Here is a 16,140-nt window from a genome sequence, read left to right on the forward strand (position 1 = left end):
TGATCTTGTCGGTATGTGAGCAACAATATGTCCCATGCAAGATCTCGCCGGCAAACACATCGTCCTCGGACTCACAGGGGGCATCGCCTGCTACAAATCGGCCGAGCTGTGCCGCCTGCTCGTGAAGGCGGGCGCCACCGTCCAGGTCGTGATGACCGAGGCGGCCGAGCAGTTCATGACGCCGGTCACCATGCAGGCGCTCTCGGGGCGCACCGTCTACACCTCGCAGTGGGACGCCCGTGAGCCGAACAACATGCCGCACATCAACCTGAGCCGCGAGGCCGATGCGATCGTGCTGGCGCCCTGCAGCGCCGATTTCATTGCGCGGCTGGTGCAGGGCCGCTCCGACGAGCTGCTGAGCCTGCTGTGCCTGGCGCGTCCGACCGACCGCGTGCCGCTGTTGATCGCCCCGGCCATGAACCGCGAGATGTGGGCCCATCCGGCCACGCAGCGCAACCTGATGCAGGTGTCGGCCGACGGCGCGACCGTGCTGGGCGTGGGCAGCGGCTGGCAGGCCTGCGGCGAAACCGGTGACGGGCGCATGCTCGAACCGGCGCAGCTGCTCGAGGACATCACGGCCTTCTTCCAGCCCAAGCTGCTGGCGGGGCAGAAGGTGCTCGTCACGGCCGGCCCGACCTTCGAGGCGCTGGACCCGATTCGCGGCATCACCAACCATTCGTCCGGCAAGATGGGTTTCGCCATCGCCCGCGCGGCGCGCGAGGCCGGTGCCGAGGTCACGCTGGTGGCCGGCCCGGTGCACCTGCCGACGCCACGCGGCGTGAGCCGCATCGACGTGCTGTCGGCGCAGGAGATGCTCGAAGCCACCACCCGCGCTGCGCAGGCAGCTAGCATTTTTGTAGCAACGGCCGCCGTGGCCGACTGGCGCCCCGCCACGCACAGCGACCAGAAGATCAAGAAAGACGGCAGCGGCCAGACGCCGGTGCTGCACTTCGTCGAGAACCCCGACATCCTGCTTACCGTGGCCAAGAGCGAACGCGCGCAGGCCAGGAAGCTGTTCTGCGTGGGCTTCGCGGCCGAGAGCGAGAACCTCGCCGAGCACGCCAAGGCCAAGCGCGAACGCAAGGGCATTCCGCTGCTGGTGGGCAACATCGGCCCGCTGACCTTCGGGCAGGACGACAACGCCTTGCTGCTCGTGGACGCGAAGGGCGTGCGCGAGCTGCCCCGCGCGCCCAAGCTCCGGCTGGCACGCGAGTTGATGACGGAGATTGCCGCGCGACTTCCTGATTGGAGGGCCTGATGAACACCGAATCCAACACACCGCCGAATGGCGACTTCGCCCGCTACGTGGAGCAGTTGTCGGCGCGGGCCGGCCAGTCGGCGCGCGTCCCAGGCAAGGAGTCCGAGCACGGGTTGGACGTCGGCATGACGCCTTCGCCCGGTGCGCAGGGGACCACCGTCGCACGGCGTGAATCGCCGGCTGGCGAGGCCGCGAAGGCGGACGGCACCAAGGCCATCCCCCCGGGCACGCTCAAGGTGCTGGCCGGCATGGGGGCGATGGTGTTCCTGGTGCTGTGGGCCATCGGCGTGCCGCTCTCCGTGCTCGTCCTGGGCGCCGCCGCGGCGGCCTGGTTCGGCAAGCGTTTTCTCAAGGGCCTCAACCTGAGGCCCGGGGTCGCCAAGTGGCAGCAGGTGCTCGAAGAGGCCGCGCGCAGGCAAAAAGAACAGCAACAGAAATAAACAAGGCAGCAAGTCAGTGAAAGTAGACGTCCGAATCCTCGATCCGCGCATGGTGGATCAATTGCCCGCGTATGCCACCCCCGGAAGCGCCGGTCTCGACCTGCGGGCCTGCCTCGATGCCCCGGTCACGCTCGAACCCAATGCCTGGCAACTGGTGGGCACCGGCATCGCGATCCACCTGGCCGATCCGGCCTATGCCGCGCTGATCCTGCCGCGCTCGGGCCTGGGCCACAAGCACGGCATCGTGCTGGGCAACCTCGTCGGCCTGATCGACAGCGACTACCAGGGCGAGCTGAAGGTCAGCGCCTGGAACCGCAGCAACACGCCCTTCGTGCTGCAGCCGATGGAGCGGCTCGCGCAGCTGGTGATCGTGCCGGTGGTGCAGGCGCAGTTTCGCGTGGTCGCCGAGTTCGAGGCCTCGCAACGCGGCGAGGGCGGCTACGGCTCGACCGGCAAGCACTGAGCCTTTGCTCCAGCAAAGCTGAAGGGCACCTGAGTATCCAAGGCGTAAAGAACGGAACCGCCGGCGCGTGGTTCGTCTCGAAGGTTTCAGCGTGTGTCTTTCGTCATCGCGGCTTCGGCTGAAACGTTAGACACAGGCAGGCATGCGGCCCGTCCGGGCGCGTGCTGTTTTCTTCGAGGAGCCTCTTTCATGAACATCTCAATGCGCTTCATTTCCGTCACGGCGTCCGTGCTCGCACTGGCCACGCTCACGGCCTGTGTCGCGCCGGCCCCGGTCTACCAGACCTCGCGCTACCCCTACCAGGCCCCGCCGCGGGCGATCCAATACCAGGAAGCGGCCTACGTCGAGTACGGCCACGTCGCCAACATCGAGGTGCTGCGCAGCGAAACCGCGGGCGTGGGCACCACGGGTGGCGGTGCCATCGCGGGCGGCCTCATCGGCGGCGTCGTGGGCAACCAGTTCGGACGCGGCAACGGCCGTGCCGCAGCCACTGCGCTCGGCCTCGTGGGCGGCGCCTTGCTGGGCAACACCATCGAGGCCCAGCAGAACGGCCCGCGCGCCTACGAGAGCTACCGCGTCTCGGTGCAGACCGACCGCGGCGGCTACCGCGCCTTCGACGTGCAAAACCCGGGCGACCTGCGCATCGGCGACCGCGTGCGCATCGACAACGGGCACATCTCGCGCATGTAAGCGGTCGGCCGCGCGCGCAAAGAAAAAAGCCGGGCACTGCCCGGCTTTTGCTTTGTGAAGTGGCGTGGTCTCAGTGCAGCATCTGGCCGCCCGGCGCCATCGGCGGCACCTTGAAGAAGGCCGTGCCGGCCGAGCCGCGGCCGACTTCTTCTTCGGTGGCTTCGCGCACCGAACGCACCGTGATGTCCAGGCGGATCGCGATGCCCGCCAGCGGGTGGTTGCCGTCGAGCACGAGGTGGTCGGGGTAGATCTCGGCCACGGTGTAGATCGCGTCCTTGGGGATGCCGTCGCTCACGCCCTTGGGCAGGGCGGAGCCGTCGAAGGTCATGCCTTCCTCGGTGCCTTCGGGGAACAGCGAACGCGGCTCCAGGAAGAGCAGCTGGTCGTTGAAGTCGCCGAAGCCCTGCTCGGGCTCGATCTGCAGTTGCACGCGCGCGCCGGGCTCATGGCCCTGCAGGGCGGCCTCGATCACGTCGAAGAGGTCGTCGCCGCCCACCATGAATTCCACCGGCTCGTCGAGCACGTCCAGCACATCGCCGAGCGTGTCTTTCATGGTCCAGGTCAGGCCGACCACGCATTGTTCAGAGATTTCCATTGCAGAATTCTCCCATGGAGATCAATCAACCGCTGCCCTTGCTTGGCGGCCTGAGTCCCGCGCTGTTCATGCGCCGGTACTGGCAAAAGAAACCCCTGCTGATCCGGCAGGCCGTTCCCTCGATGGTGCCACCGATCGACCGCCAAGCGCTCTTCGCGCTGGCGGAGCGCGAGGGGGTCGAGTCGCGCCTGATCCGGCATGGGAAATCCGGCTGGTCGCTGAAGCACGGCCCGCTGCCCCGGCGCGCGCTGCCGCCGCTGAAGCAGCCGGGCTGGACGATGCTGGTGCAGGGCGTCGACCTGCACCACGACGGCGTGCACGACCTGCTGCGGCAGTTCCGCTTCCTGCCCGATGCGCGCCTGGACGACCTGATGATCAGCTACGCGAGCGACACCGGCGGCGTCGGCCCGCATTTCGACAGCTACGACGTGTTCCTGCTGCAGGCGCAGGGGCGGCGCCGCTGGTCCATCGGCAAGCAGTCCGACCTGCGGCTGCAGCCCGACGTGCCGCTCAAGGTGCTCGAGCACTTCGAGCCCGAGCAGACCTTCGTGCTCGAGCCCGGCGACATGCTGTACCTGCCGCCCAAGTACGCCCACGACGGCGTGGCGGTGGGCGACGACTGCATGACGTACTCCATCGGGCTGCGCTCGTCCGCCGTGGGCGAGTTGGGCGCGGACCTGCTGGCGCGCGTGGCGCAGGCCTATGCGGAAGACCTGGAAGACGCGGGCCCGTCCGAGCTCGCGCGTTACCGCGATCCGTCGCAACCTGCCGTCGAGGCCCCGGCCGCGATGCCGGCTGCGCTGCAGGACTTCGCGCGCAAGGCCGTCGAGGCCGCGCTGCGCGACCCCGACGCCATCGACCGCGCGCTGGGCGAATCGCTCACCGAGCCGAAGGCCAACGTCTGGTTCGGCGAAGGCAATGAAGTGCCCGAGGTGCTGCGCGAGGTCGCGCTCGATCGCCGCACGCGCATGCTTTACGACGCGCGGCACGTCTACATCAACGGCGAGAGCTTCCGCGCCGGCGGGGCCGACGCCACGCTGATGCGGCGGCTGGCCGACCAGCGCGCGCTCGGTGCGCGCGAGCTGGCCCGCGCCAGCGAGGGCGCGCGGGCGCTGCTGGGCGAGTGGTGCGAGGCGGGCTGGCTGCATGCCGGGTGAAGGCGCCGTACCGGTCCTGAGCGAAGGCCGTTTCGACGGCCGCGAGGCGTTTGCCGACCTCGTCCGCAACGCCTTGTCTGCTGCTGCGCATCAGGGCTGGAACGAGATCGTCTTCAGCGACCTCGACTTCGCCGACTGGCCGCTGGGCGAGCGCGCCAGCATCGAGGCGCTGCAGGCCTGGTCGGCCAGCGGGCGCCGCCTGTTGCTGCTGGCTGGGCGCTTCGACCTGATCGAGCGCGGTCATGCGCGTTTCGTGACGTGGCGCCGCACCTGGGACCACATCGTCGAATGCCGCGCGGCAGGCCGCTCGGGCACGGCCGAGGAGGTGCCCAGCGCCTTCTGGACGCCCACCTGGTGCCTGCACCGCATCGACCCCGAACGCAGCCGCGGCGTCTGCAGCAGCGAGCCGCGTGCGCGGCGCGACCTGCGCGAAAGTCTCGACGAGCGCTGGCGCCAGGGGCGACCGGCCTTTCCCGCCTCCACGCTCGGCTTGTAAGCCAATGCCGCAAATACACCCCCGCGACATATCCGGGCGGGGTTGGCGGTCTAGAATTTTTTGGTTCCAGACCTTCATTGCCAAAGGAGTCCTCATGAAGAAGTCGTCGTCCGTCCTGATTGCCTCGCTGATCGCCGCTGCCGCCCTGGTGGCCTGCGGAAAGAAAGAGGACGCCGCCCCCGCGGTCGTGACCCCGCCGCCCGCTCCCGTGACCGAACCCGCACCCGCCGCACCGCCGGCCGCCGCGCCTGCATCGGCACCGTCGGCCGCCGCCTCGTCGGCCCTGGACGCCGCCAACGCCGCGACCGAGGCCGCCAAGAAGGGCGAGGCACCGAAGCAGTAATTCCGCTGCCAGGTCCGCACGATGCAAAAAGCCGCCCTCGGGCGGCTTTTTCATTGGGGGAGGGCGATGCCCCGCCTGCTCAGACGTCGAGCCAGGGCGAGCCCTCGGCGGCGGTGGCCGTGAGCATCTCGGCCTCGTCGCCACCCAGCGCTTCGGCCATCAGGCGCCGCACGATCTCGGGCCGGTTGTTCTGCTCGCTCAGGTGCGCCGCGACCACGTGGCGCAGCCCGTCGTGAAGCACGGCACGCGCGATCTCGGCGGCCGCGGTGTTCGACAGGTGGCCGTAGTTGCCGCCCACGCGCTGCTTCAGGAACGACGGGTAGGCCGAGCCGGCGAGCAGGTCGCTGTCGTGGTTGAACTCCAGCAGCAGCGCATGCGCGCCGCGCAGCCGGGCCAGCACGTGGCTGGTGGCGTGGCCCAGGTCGGTCAGCACGCCCAGCGTGCGGTTGCCGTCGGTGCAGCGCAGCTGCAGCGGCTCGCGCGCGTCGTGGGGTACGGTGAAGGGCTGCAGGCAGAGGTCGCCGACGCTGAACTCGGCGTCGTCGCGCGCCAGGTGCAGGCGGCCTTCGTAGTCGCGCCCGCCGGTCGCGAGCCAGGTGCCTTCGCTCATCCAGACCGGGATGCGGTCGCGCAGCGACAGGGCATGGGCGCAACCGATGTGGTCGCCATGCTCGTGGGTGATGAAGACGGCGTCGAGGTCCGCTGCGGCCAGGCCCGCCTGGGCCAGGCGCCGGTCGAGCTGGCGGATGCCGAAGCCGCAGTCGACGAGGAGGCGGGTGGTGCGGCCGGCGCTGGTCGTTGCTTCGACCAGCGCGGCGTTGCCCGTGCTGCCGCTGCCGAGGCTTCGGAAGCGGAGCATGGGGCTTACTTCAGGTCGTCGGCGATGACCTTGACGATGCGCTGCGCGTTGGCCGAGGTTTCGGGCGCGCCGGCGTCGTTCAGGACCGAGACCGTGGTGGCTTCGCCCTGGCTCTTGACCGAGATGCGGAACTTGATCGGCGCTTCGTCCTTCTTGGAGCTGCTGAACAGCTTGCCGAAGAAGCCGTCGTCCTTCTTGTCGGGGTTCGGCGTCACGTAGCGCACGTAGTAGATGCCGGCGCTGCGGTCGCGGTCTTCGACGGTGAAGCCGGTGCGGTCCAGGGCCAGGCCGACGCGGCGCCATGCGCGGTCGAAGCCTTCGCTGATCTGCACGACCGGCTGGTTGCCGACGGTGGCCACGGTGGCGGTCTTGGGCGCTGCGGTGGTCGCGGCGAGGATCTTCGACTGCTCTTGCGAGACGCCGAGCTTGACCATCAGGCGGCGCAGGAATTCGGTCTCGAGCTCAGGATCGCTCGGGCGGGGCTGCCACACGGTCTGGTCCTGGCGGGAGTTGTTGTAGACCTCCTGCATGCCGCGGTGGCTGACGAAGATCTCGGTGCCGTTGGTGCTGCGCTCCAGGCGGGTGCGGAAGCGGTCGAGTTCGCCGGTCGAGTAGACCGAGTCGACCAGCTTGCCCAGCGTGCCGCGGATGATGTCCTGCGGCAGCTTGGCGCGGTTCTCGGCCCAGTCGGTTTCCATGATGCCCAGGTTGCGCTGGTCGGTGGTCAGCAGGAAGCCGCTTTCCTGCCAGAAGTCTTTCACAGGCTCCCAGAGCTGGTCGGGCGTGCGGTTGACGACGATCCAGCGCTGCGTGCCCGAGCGCTCCATGCGCACGTCGCCGATGTTGGCCACGGCGGTGGGAATGCCCGGTGCGTTCGCGATGCCGGCCTGGTAGGCGTTGGCGGTGACGGCGCCGCCCGGCACTGCGTAGCGGTTGTCGCGCGAGAGCTGGGACAGGTCAGGTGGGACTTCGAGCGTCGGGGCCTTGCCAGCGCTCTTGTAGTCGATCTTGTCGCTCTCGAGGACGGAGCAGGCGGCGAGGCTGGCAACGAGGGCCAGCAGTGCAAGTCGCGAAATGTTCTTCAACGTCGTCTTCCTTGGTGGAATGGTTCGGTCAATCGATGGGCCCCAGCGCCCCGCCCTCTCTGAGCACCGTTGCGGCAAAAGGTTGCTTGACCTTGCTGCGAACAGGGGAAAGGGCGGACGGGAGGCGGTGTGATCGGTGGGGAAACCCGGGCTCGGTCAGTCCTTGAGCAGGCCGGTGGCGCGCAGGGCGCCCTCGACCGCCGGGCGGCTCGCTTCGCCGAGTTCCGTGAGCGGCAGCCGCAGGGCGCCGCCGCACAGACCCAGGCGGGCCATGGCCCACTTGAGCGGGATCGGGTTGGGTTCGACGAACAGGTTGCGGTGCAGCGGCATCAGTTCGAACTGCAGCTGCATCGCGCGCTTGACGTCGCCGGCCAGCGCGGCCACGCACAGCTCGTGCATCTTGCGCGGCGCCACGTTGGCCGTGACGCTGATGTTGCCCTGGCCGCCGCACAGCATGAGCGCGACCGCGGTCGGGTCGTCGCCGGAGTAAACGGCAAAGTGCTTCGGCAGGTCGCGGATGAGCCATTGGGCACGTTCGATGTTGCCGGTGGCTTCCTTGATGCCGATGATGCCGGGCACCTGTGCCAGACGCAGCACGGTGTCGTGCGCCATATCGGCGACGGTGCGGCCGGGCACGTTGTACAGCACGACGGGCAGGTCGCCGACGGCTTCGGCGATGGCCTTGAAGTGCTGGTACTGGCCCTCTTGCGTGGGCTTGTTGTAGTAAGGGACGACCTGGAGCTGCGAGTCGGCGCCCACGCCCTTGGCGAACTTGGCGAGCTCGATGGCTTCCTTGGTCGAGTTCGCGCCGCAGCCGGCCATCACGGGCACGCGGCCCCGGGCCTGCTCGACGGATACGCGGATGATTTCGCAGTGCTCTTCCACATCGACCGTCGGCGATTCGCCGGTGGTGCCGACCACGCCAAGGCAGTCGGTGCCTTCGTCAATGTGCCAGTCGATGAGCCGCCGCAGGGCGGGGTAGTCGACACTGCCGTCGTCGTGCATCGGCGTGACGAGCGCGACGATGCTGCCTGTCAGTTGCTCCAAGGGAATCTCTTTGTCGGTGGACGAAAGCGGCCATTCTACTGACTCCGGCCGGGCCGGAGACAGTTGTGTCGGCCAGCTCAGCTGGCCTTCAGGAAGTGGCGCGGCGGGGCGCCCGCGGCCGCTTCGCCGGGTCGCACGGCGGCGATGCGCTGGACGAAGCGCGCCGGCTCCGGCAGGAAGCCGTCTTCATAGGCGATCACCTGCAGGCTGGCGCAAGCCCCGAGCAGCTCGCCCGGCCGCAGCAGGAAATCGGGCCGCGAGGGCTTGCCGACGGTCTCGTTGCCGGCCGCGAAGGTCTCGTACAGCAGCACGCCGCCCGGCGCCACGGCGGCCACGATGTCGGCCATGCGCGGGCGCCAGAGGTAGTTGGTGACGACCACCGCGCCGAAGCGCTGGGCCGCGAAGGGCCAGGGGCCCGACTCGATGTCGGCCGCCACCACGCGACCGAAGGCGCCGGCCGCCTCGACGGCCTCGGGCGACCGGTCGACGCCGGTCGCCGCATGCCCGCGCCCGGCGAACCACTGCATGTGCCGCCCGGACCCGCAGGCCACGTCGAGCACCGTGGCGTTCGGCGCAAGCAGGTGCGACCAGCGCACGATCCATTCGGAGGGCGCCGTGCTCGCATGCACGGGAATTGCTACATCTTTCATAGTGGCCTGGGCCCGGCTTGCGGGCATTTCGGGGCGAAGTCGTTCAGAAACAGGACCACACCTGGTCGACCAGCGTGACCAGGAACGTCGGATGCACGTACAGCGCGAACACGCCGCCCAGCGCCGCCAGCACGGCGGCGAGCCAGGCGGCTTGGGCCAGGTAGTGGTTGCGTGTGCGGGGCGTCATGGCGATGGCTCCTTGCAAACAAGAGACGAAAAGCGCGGGCCGTCAGCCCGCCACGGCGACCGGCCGGACCGCGCGCGCAATGGCGCTTTCCTTGACCGGCAGGTTGATCAGCGCCGCGAACACGCCCAGCGCGATCGAGATGTACCAGACGATGCTGTAGCTGCCCGTCGTGTCGTACAGGAAGCCGCCCAGCCACACGCCCAGGAACGAACCCACCTGGTGGCTCAGGAACACGAAGCCGCTGAGCATAGACAGGTGCGCCACGCCGAAGATGCCCGCGACGATGGCGTTGGTGGCCGGCACGGTCGACAGCCACAGGAAGCCCATGGCCGCCGAGAAGACGTACACGCTGAGCGGCGAGATCGGCGCCAGCAGGAAGAGGGCGATCGACACCGCCCGTGCAAAGTAGATGGCCGCAAGAATCTTGGGCTTGGACAGCTTCTGCCCCAGCAGGCCGACCGTGTAGGTGCCGAACACGTTGAACAGCCCGATCAGCGCCAGCGCGTAGCCCGCCACTTCGGGCGACAGGTTCTTGTCGCGCAGGTAGGTCGGCATGTGGATGCCGATGAAGGCCAGCTGGAAGCCGCAAACGAAGTAGCCCGCCATCAGCAAGCCGAAGCTCGGGTAGCGGAAGGCCTCGCCCACGGCCTGCAGCACCGATTGGTCACGGTGGCCGGCCAGGGCCGCGGTCTTGGGCTCGCGCAGGCCAAAGGCCAGCGGCACGATCACCAGCACCAGCACCGCCACCACGGCCAGCGCCGTCTGCCAGCCGAAGGCGCCGATCAGGCGGCCTTCGATGGGCGCCATCAGGAACTGGCCGAACGAGCCGGCGGCCGCCGCCACGCCCATGGCCCACGAGCGGCGCTCGGCCGGGATCTGCCGGCCGATCACGCCGTAGATCACCGCGTAGGTCGAGCCCGCCTGCGCCGCGCCGATCAGCACGCCCGCGCTCAGGGTGAACAGCAGCGGCGTCGGCGAATGCGCCATGCCGAAGAGGCCCGCCGCGTACAGCAGCGAGCCGCCGATCAGCACGCGGAACGCGCCGAAGCGGTCGGCCAGCATGCCCGCGAACACGCCGAAGATGCCCCACGACAGGTTCTGCACCGCGAGCGCGAACGAGAAGGTCTGCCGGCTCCAGTCCTGCGCCTGCGTGATGGGCTGCAGCCAGAGGCCGAAGCCATGGCGGATGCCCATCGAGAGCGTGACGATCATGGCGCCGCAGAACAGCACCTGCTTGATCGAAAGGGTGGGAGCGGGGGAGGCTTGCATCCTTCGAATGTAGCGAAATGGATGCTGCGGCAGGTGGCGTGGCGGCCAAGGCCATTGATGATTTGTGGGCGCGGTTTCAATGCGCGCACGGCATCAAAGAAAAAAGGCAGGCGCGTGGCCTGCCTTTGGGGTCAGCGCGCCGGTGCCGCCGCCGCGCCGCGCGCGCCAGGAAAACCGTGCTCGCAGGCCCGCCACGCCAGCACCAGCCCCGGCACCAGCAACGCCAGCAGCGACCAGGGCAGGCTGCCCGCGCCGCCGCCCTGCAGCAGCAGGCCGCCCGCCAGTCCGCCGCCCGCGATGGCGAGGTTCCAGGTCGTCACGACCATCGACTGCGCCACGTCCGCCGCGTCGCCGGCGGCCTGGGCCGAGGCGGTCTGGAACAGCGTTGCCGCGCCGCCGAAGGCCAGGCCCCAGACCGCGACAGCGAGGTACACGCCCGCCGCCGACCCGCCCGCCGCGGCGAGCATCAGCGCTGCCAGCGCAAAGGCGGCCGTGCCGGCCAGCACCAGCGTGCGCAGCCAGCGGTCGATCAGCACGCCCGTGAGCCAGATGCCGCCCAGCGAGGCCGCGCCGAACACCAGCAGCACCCGCCCGACCTGCGCCCCGAGCCCGGCATGCGCCAGGAAGGGCGCGATGTAGGTGTAGAGGATGTTGTGCGCCAGCACGAAGGCGAACATCACCACCAGCACCGGCCGCACGCCCGGCAGCAGAAACACGCGGCGCACGCTCTGCTGGCGCCCGGCCTCCTGGCCCGGGAAGTCGGGCACCTGCCAGCGCACCCAGCCGAGCAGCAGCACCGACAGCGCCGACATGATCAGAAAGGCCGGCCGCCAGCCGACGCTCGCGCCCAGCAGCGTGCCCGCCGGAATGCCCAGCGACAGCGCCAGCGGTGCGCCCAGCATCGCCACGGCGATGGCCCGGCCCTGCTGCGACGGCGCCACCATGCGCGCGGCGTGCCCGGCCAGCAGCGCCCACAGCAGGCCCGCGAACACGCCGGCGAAGAAGCGCGCGACCAGCGTCAGCGTGTAGTCGTGCGACAGCGCCGTCACCGTGTTGACCACCGCGAAGCCGCCGATCGCGCCCATCAGCAGCGGCCGGCGACGCCAGCCGCGCGTGAGCGCCACCAGCGGAATGGCCGCCACCAGCGAGCCCAGCGCGTACACGGTGACGAGTTGGCCGACCAGCGCGGGCGCCACGCCCAGGTCGGCACCGATCTGCGGCAGCAGGCCGGCCGGCATCGCCTCGGTGAGGATGGTGATGAAGCCGCCGGCTGCCAGCGCCAGCAGGCCGGACAAGGGCAGGGGGGAGGAAGAGGTCGTGTCACGCATAGACGGCATCCCTCAGTTCGGTGACGAAGCGGCCCGACATGCCTTCATAGAGCGTGTTCGTGAAGGCCACCACGCTGAGCCCGCGCGCCCGGTCGACGAACCAGGCGTGGCCGTAGGCGCCGCCCCAGCGCCAGGTGCCGGGCGATTCGGGCGTCTGCGTGGGCTGCGGGTCGTGCAGCACCGAAAAGCCCAGGCCGAAGCCCCAGCCCGGCGCGTCCGCCGGCCCCCAGGCGCCCGTGTGGTTGCGGCCCATGGCGTCGACGGTGGCGGTGCCCAGCAGCGGTGCGCCGCCGGTGCGCAGCGTTTCGAGCAGGCGCAGGAAGTCGCCCGCGCTGCCGACCATGCCGGCGCCGGCCGAGGGCCAGGCGCTGGCGTCGAAGGCGCGCGCCGGGTCGAAGCGGATGCCGACGGCGCCCTCGAACGGGGTGGCGACGACGGGGCCGTCCATGCGCTGCGGCGGCGTGCCGCTGGGGCCGTTCACGTAGGGCGTGGCCAGCCGCGCGTCGCCGGGGGCGGCGGCGAATCCCGTGTCGTGCATCTGCAGCGGCCCGGTCACCAGTGCGCGCACCGCCTCGGGCAGCGGCAGGCCGCTGGCCGCCTCGACCACCGCGCCGAGCACGTCGATGGCCAGCGAGTAGAGCCAGCCCGTGCCCGGTGGGTACAGCAGCGGCACGCCGGCCAGGCGCTGCAGGTTGGCGGCCAGCGTGAGGCCGTCGTCGCGGTCCATGCCGTCCGACACGCCGGCGCGCGCGTACGGGCCGTCGTCCGTGCTTTCGAGGAAGCGGTAGCCCAGGCCGGCCGTGTGGGTCAGCAGTTGCCGCAGCGTGATGACAGCTTCGCTGCCGCCTTCAGGCAGGCGGGGGCGGAAGTCCGGCAGCCAGCGCGTCACGGGGTCGTCCAGGTCGAGCCGGCCCTGGTCCACGAGCACCATCGCGGCGGTCGAGACGATGGGCTTGGACACCGAGGCCAGTCGGAACAGCGCGTCCTCGCGCATCGGCCGGCCGGCCTCGCGGTCGGCCAGGCCGGCGGCGCGCCGATGGACGAGGCGCCCGTCGTGGCGCACCAGCACCACCGCGCCGACCAGCCGCTCTTCGGCCAGCGCACGGTCGATGGTCGCGTCGATGCGCGACGGGTCCGGGCCCTGCCACGCAGGGGTGACAGGGGTGAAAGTGGGGGAAATGTCGGGAAGAAAGGTCATGCGGCCAACGATAGGAAGAAGCCGACTTCGGATAAAGACGGCTACAGTTCCGCTCAATGCGGATGTTGAAGTCCGCAATGGAGATTCCCCATGGACAGCCTCAGCGGCTTTGCCGTCTTCGTTCAGGTCGCCGAAACCCGCAGCTTCGTGGCGGCCGGGCGCGCGCTCGGCGTGTCGGCCTCGGCCGTGGGCAAGCGCGTGGCGCGGCTCGAGGGGCGGCTGGGCGTGCGCCTGTTCCACCGCAGCACGCGCAGCATCACGCTCACCGCCGAGGGCGCGCTGTTCCTGGCGCGCAGCCGCCGCGTGCTGGCCGAGATCGAGGCCGCCGAGCAGGAGCTGTCGCACGCCGCCGAGGCGCCGCGCGGGCGGCTGCGCGTGAGCCTGCCGCTGGTCAGCTCGCTGGTGCTGCCGGTGCTGGCCGACTTCATGGCCGCCTACCCGGCGATCGAGCTCGACCTCGACTTCAGCGACCGCCTCGTCGACGTCATCGAGGAAGGCTTCGACGCCGTGGTGCGCACCGGCGAGCCGGCGGATTCACGGCTGTCGTCGCGCCAGTTGGGCGAGTTCTCGCAGCTGCTGGTGGCCTCCCCCGCGTACCTGGCGCGCCACGGCACGCCCGCCTCGCCGGACGATCTGGCCCGCCACGCCTGCCTGCACTACCGCTACCCGGCGACCGGCAAGGTCGAGGTCTGGCCGCTCGCGCCCGGGCCCGACGGCAGCGAGGTGCGCCCGCCGGTCTCGATGATCTGCAACAACATCGAGACCCGGCTGTGCTTTGCCCTGCGCGGGCGCGGCATCGCCTGCCTGCCCGACTTCAGCGTGCGCGCCGCGCTGGCCGAGGGCGCGCTGCAACCCGTGCTGGCCGAGCACCTGCGCCGGCCCCGTACCATCGCGTTCCGCGTGCTGTGGCCGTCGGGGCGCCATCCGTCGCCCAAGCTGCGGGCGTTCATCGATTTCCTGAGCGCGCGGATGTTCGGTCCGCCCGCAGAAACTCCCGCCTGATGTGCGAAAAGACCGAAGCCGGTGCCTGTATGGGTATCCAGTCATTTCAACCCAACTGACTACAATCCGCCCCCATGGCGACTTCCCCCAAGACATCTTCAGACTCCGCTTCCGGCTATTCGGAAGGCTCCATCCGCGTGCTCAAGGGCCTCGAGCCCGTGAAGCAGCGCCCGGGCATGTACACCCGGACCGACAACCCCCTGCACATCATCCAGGAAGTGCTCGACAACGCCGCCGACGAAGCGCTGGCGGGCTACGGCAAGAAGATCAAGGTCACGCTGCACACCGACGGCTCGGTCAGCGTCGAGGACGACGGCCGCGGCATTCCCTTCGGCCTGCACCCCGAGGAAAAGGCCCCCGTGATCGAGCTGGTCTACACCCGGCTGCACGCCGGCGGCAAGTTCGACAAGGGTTCGGGCGGCGCCTACAGCTTCTCGGGCGGCCTGCACGGCGTGGGCGTGTCGGTGACCAACGCGCTGTCCAAGCGCCTCGAAGTCAGCTCGCACCGTGAAGGCTCGGTCGCGAAGCTGGCCTTCAGCGCCGGCGACGTGATCGAGGCGCTCGAGATCCGCAAGCTCGAGGCCGGCGAACGCAAGCAGGGCACCACCGTGCGCGCCTGGCCCGATGCCAAGTACTTCGAGACCGCCGCGCTGCCCATGGGCGAGCTCACCCACCTGCTGCGCAGCAAGGCCGTGCTGATGCCCGGCGTGAGCGTCACGCTGGCCGTCGAGAAGACCGGCGAAAGCCAGCAGTGGCTCTACAAGGGCGGCCTGAGCGACTACCTGATGCAGACGCTCAACGGCGACCCGATCATTCCGCTGTTCGAAGGCAGCGGCCATGCCGACAAGAACGCCGACAACTTCGCCGAAGGCGAGGGCGCCGACTGGTGCGTGGCCTTCACCGAAGACGGCCAGCCGGTGCGCGAGAGCTACGTCAACCTGATTCCCACCAGCGCCGGCGGCACGCACGAAAGCGGCCTGCGCGACGGCCTGTTCAATGCGGTGAAGAGCTTCATCGAGCTGCACTCGCTGCTGCCCAAGGGCGTGAAGCTCCTGCCCGAAGACGTGTTCGCGCGCGCCTCGTACGTGCTCAGCGCCAAGGTGCTCGACCCGCAGTTCCAGGGCCAGATCAAGGAGCGCCTGAATTCGCGCGACGCCGTGCGCCTGGTGTCCAGCTTCGTGCGCCCCACGCTCGAGCTGTGGCTCAACCAGCACGTCGACTACGGCAAGAAGCTGGCCGAGCTGGCCATCAAGGCCGCCCAGACGCGTCAGCGCGCCGGCCAGAAGGTCGAGAAGCGCAAGGGCTCCGGCGTGGCCGTGCTGCCCGGCAAGCTGACCGACTGCGAGAGCAAGGACATCAGCCACAACGAAGTCTTCCTGGTCGAGGGCGACTCCGCCGGCGGCAGCGCCAAGATGGGCCGCGACAAGGAAAGCCAGGCCATCCTGCCGCTGCGCGGCAAGGTGCTCAACACCTGGGAAGTCGAGCGCGACCGCCTGTTCGCCAACACCGAAATCCACGACATCTCGGTGGCCGTGGGCGTCGATCCGCACGGCCCCGCCGACACGCCCGACATGAGCGGCCTGCGCTACGGCAAGATCTGCATCCTGTCCGATGCCGACGTGGATGGCTCGCACATCCAGGTGCTGCTGCTCACGCTGTTCTTCCGGCACTTTCCCAAGCTCATCGAAGCCGGCCACGTGTATGTCGCAAAGCCGCCATTGTTCCGGGTCGATGCGCCCGCGCGCGGCAAGAAACCGGCCTCCAAGGTCTATGCGCTGGACGAGGGCGAACTGACCGCCACGCTCGACAAACTGCGTAAAGATGGCGTGCGCGAAGGCGCCTGGAGCATCAGCCGCTTCAAGGGCCTGGGCGAAATGAGCGCGGAACAATTGTGGGAAACCACGCTCAATCCGGACACCCGTCGCCTGATGAAGGTCCAATTGGGGCGGTTCGATTTTTCGTCCACCCAGGGCGAGATCACCAAGCTAATGGGCAAGGGCGAAGCGGCGGCGCGGCGCGAGCTCATGGAATTGCGCGCAGACGACGTCGACATCGACGTCTGACGGTTTCCTT

The 16,140-nt window shown here is 69.5% G+C and carries 18 protein-coding genes; 9 read left to right on the top strand and 9 right to left on the bottom strand.

The window, feature by feature from the left end; all coding sequences use genetic code 11:
* Positions 1-34 precede the first annotated feature (34 nt).
* The 4 genes from coaBC to AC1RAA_RS00160 all read left to right on the top strand — a co-directional run bounded on the left by coaBC (position 35) and on the right by AC1RAA_RS00160 (position 2,851).
* On the top strand, positions 35-1,258 hold the full coding sequence (gene coaBC, locus AC1RAA_RS00145) for a bifunctional phosphopantothenoylcysteine decarboxylase/phosphopantothenate--cysteine ligase CoaBC (RefSeq protein WP_095947300.1): 1,224 nt from the start codon (positions 35-37) through the stop codon (positions 1,256-1,258).
* Complete coding sequence (locus AC1RAA_RS00150; RefSeq protein WP_492725787.1) at positions 1,258-1,698, top strand: hypothetical protein; 441 nt, start codon at positions 1,258-1,260, stop codon at positions 1,696-1,698. The genes coaBC and AC1RAA_RS00150 overlap by 1 nt, the downstream gene beginning before the upstream one ends.
* Positions 1,699-1,714: 16 nt before the next feature.
* Positions 1,715-2,161 (top strand): dUTP diphosphatase, encoded by a 447-nt coding sequence (dut, locus tag AC1RAA_RS00155; protein WP_062474662.1) that lies wholly within the window; start codon positions 1,715-1,717, stop codon positions 2,159-2,161.
* A 189-nt stretch (positions 2,162-2,350) separates the two neighbouring features.
* On the top strand, positions 2,351-2,851 hold the full coding sequence (locus AC1RAA_RS00160) for a glycine zipper 2TM domain-containing protein (RefSeq protein ID WP_062474665.1): 501 nt from the start codon (positions 2,351-2,353) through the stop codon (positions 2,849-2,851).
* A 70-nt stretch (positions 2,852-2,921) separates the two neighbouring features.
* Here the strand turns inward: AC1RAA_RS00160 and AC1RAA_RS00165 are convergent, their stop codons facing one another.
* Entirely contained in the window at positions 2,922-3,446 is a 525-nt protein-coding gene (locus tag AC1RAA_RS00165; RefSeq protein ID WP_492725788.1) for an FKBP-type peptidyl-prolyl cis-trans isomerase, read from the bottom strand.
* 14 nt (positions 3,447-3,460) lie between these two features.
* Between AC1RAA_RS00165 and AC1RAA_RS00170 the strand changes: the two genes are divergently transcribed.
* The 3 genes from AC1RAA_RS00170 to AC1RAA_RS00180 all read left to right on the top strand — a co-directional run bounded on the left by AC1RAA_RS00170 (position 3,461) and on the right by AC1RAA_RS00180 (position 5,442).
* Positions 3,461-4,603 (top strand): JmjC domain-containing protein, encoded by a 1,143-nt coding sequence (locus AC1RAA_RS00170; RefSeq protein WP_492725790.1) that lies wholly within the window; start codon positions 3,461-3,463, stop codon positions 4,601-4,603.
* Positions 4,593-5,099, top strand: coding sequence for a hypothetical protein (locus AC1RAA_RS00175; RefSeq protein WP_492725792.1), 507 nt, complete (start codon positions 4,593-4,595; stop codon positions 5,097-5,099). The genes AC1RAA_RS00170 and AC1RAA_RS00175 overlap by 11 nt, the downstream gene beginning before the upstream one ends.
* Positions 5,100-5,193: 94 nt before the next feature.
* Complete coding sequence (locus AC1RAA_RS00180) at positions 5,194-5,442, top strand: hypothetical protein (RefSeq protein WP_056583267.1); 249 nt, start codon at positions 5,194-5,196, stop codon at positions 5,440-5,442.
* Between the two features lie 79 nt (positions 5,443-5,521).
* Here AC1RAA_RS00180 and AC1RAA_RS00185 read toward each other — a convergent pair whose 3' ends face one another.
* The 8 genes from AC1RAA_RS00185 to AC1RAA_RS00220 form a co-directional block, all read right to left on the bottom strand.
* Positions 5,522-6,301, bottom strand: coding sequence for an MBL fold metallo-hydrolase (locus AC1RAA_RS00185; protein WP_070059518.1), 780 nt, complete (start codon positions 6,299-6,301; stop codon positions 5,522-5,524).
* A gap of 5 nt (positions 6,302-6,306) precedes the next feature.
* Positions 6,307-7,386, bottom strand: a complete 1,080-nt coding sequence (bamC, locus tag AC1RAA_RS00190) for an NlpB/DapX family lipoprotein (protein WP_307590484.1) — start codon at positions 7,384-7,386, stop codon at positions 6,307-6,309.
* 156 nt (positions 7,387-7,542) lie between these two features.
* Positions 7,543-8,439 (bottom strand): 4-hydroxy-tetrahydrodipicolinate synthase, encoded by an 897-nt coding sequence (dapA, locus tag AC1RAA_RS00195; RefSeq protein ID WP_370680965.1) that lies wholly within the window; start codon positions 8,437-8,439, stop codon positions 7,543-7,545.
* A gap of 71 nt (positions 8,440-8,510) precedes the next feature.
* On the bottom strand, positions 8,511-9,083 hold the full coding sequence (locus AC1RAA_RS00200; RefSeq protein ID WP_492725794.1) for a class I SAM-dependent methyltransferase: 573 nt from the start codon (positions 9,081-9,083) through the stop codon (positions 8,511-8,513).
* Between the two features lie 43 nt (positions 9,084-9,126).
* Positions 9,127-9,270: a hypothetical protein gene (locus AC1RAA_RS00205; RefSeq protein WP_167395003.1), complete on the bottom strand. Its 144-nt coding sequence runs from the start codon at positions 9,268-9,270 to the stop codon at positions 9,127-9,129.
* A 42-nt stretch (positions 9,271-9,312) separates the two neighbouring features.
* The gene (locus tag AC1RAA_RS00210) at positions 9,313-10,539 is read right to left on the bottom strand and encodes an MFS transporter (RefSeq protein WP_492725796.1); all 1,227 of its coding nucleotides are present in this window, start codon (positions 10,537-10,539) and stop codon (positions 9,313-9,315) included.
* Positions 10,540-10,670: 131 nt separating this feature from the next.
* Positions 10,671-11,876 carry an MFS transporter gene (locus tag AC1RAA_RS00215; RefSeq protein ID WP_492725798.1) on the bottom strand — a complete coding sequence of 402 codons (1,206 nt, stop codon included), beginning with the start codon at positions 11,874-11,876 and terminating at the stop codon, positions 10,671-10,673.
* Positions 11,860-13,065: a serine hydrolase domain-containing protein gene (locus tag AC1RAA_RS00220; protein WP_492725800.1), complete on the bottom strand. Its 1,206-nt coding sequence runs from the start codon at positions 13,063-13,065 to the stop codon at positions 11,860-11,862. The genes AC1RAA_RS00215 and AC1RAA_RS00220 overlap by 17 nt, the downstream gene beginning before the upstream one ends.
* Before the next feature lie 90 nt (positions 13,066-13,155).
* Here AC1RAA_RS00220 and AC1RAA_RS00225 point away from each other — a divergent pair, with 90 nt between their 5' ends.
* On the top strand, positions 13,156-14,067 hold the full coding sequence (locus AC1RAA_RS00225) for a LysR family transcriptional regulator (RefSeq protein WP_492725801.1): 912 nt from the start codon (positions 13,156-13,158) through the stop codon (positions 14,065-14,067).
* Between the two features lie 74 nt (positions 14,068-14,141).
* Positions 14,142-16,130 (top strand): DNA topoisomerase IV subunit B, encoded by a 1,989-nt coding sequence (locus AC1RAA_RS00230; protein ID WP_492725802.1) that lies wholly within the window; start codon positions 14,142-14,144, stop codon positions 16,128-16,130.
* Positions 16,131-16,140 lie beyond the last annotated feature (10 nt).

The sequence above is a fragment of the Variovorax sp. GW823-FHT04F07 genome, from assembly GCF_058795995.1.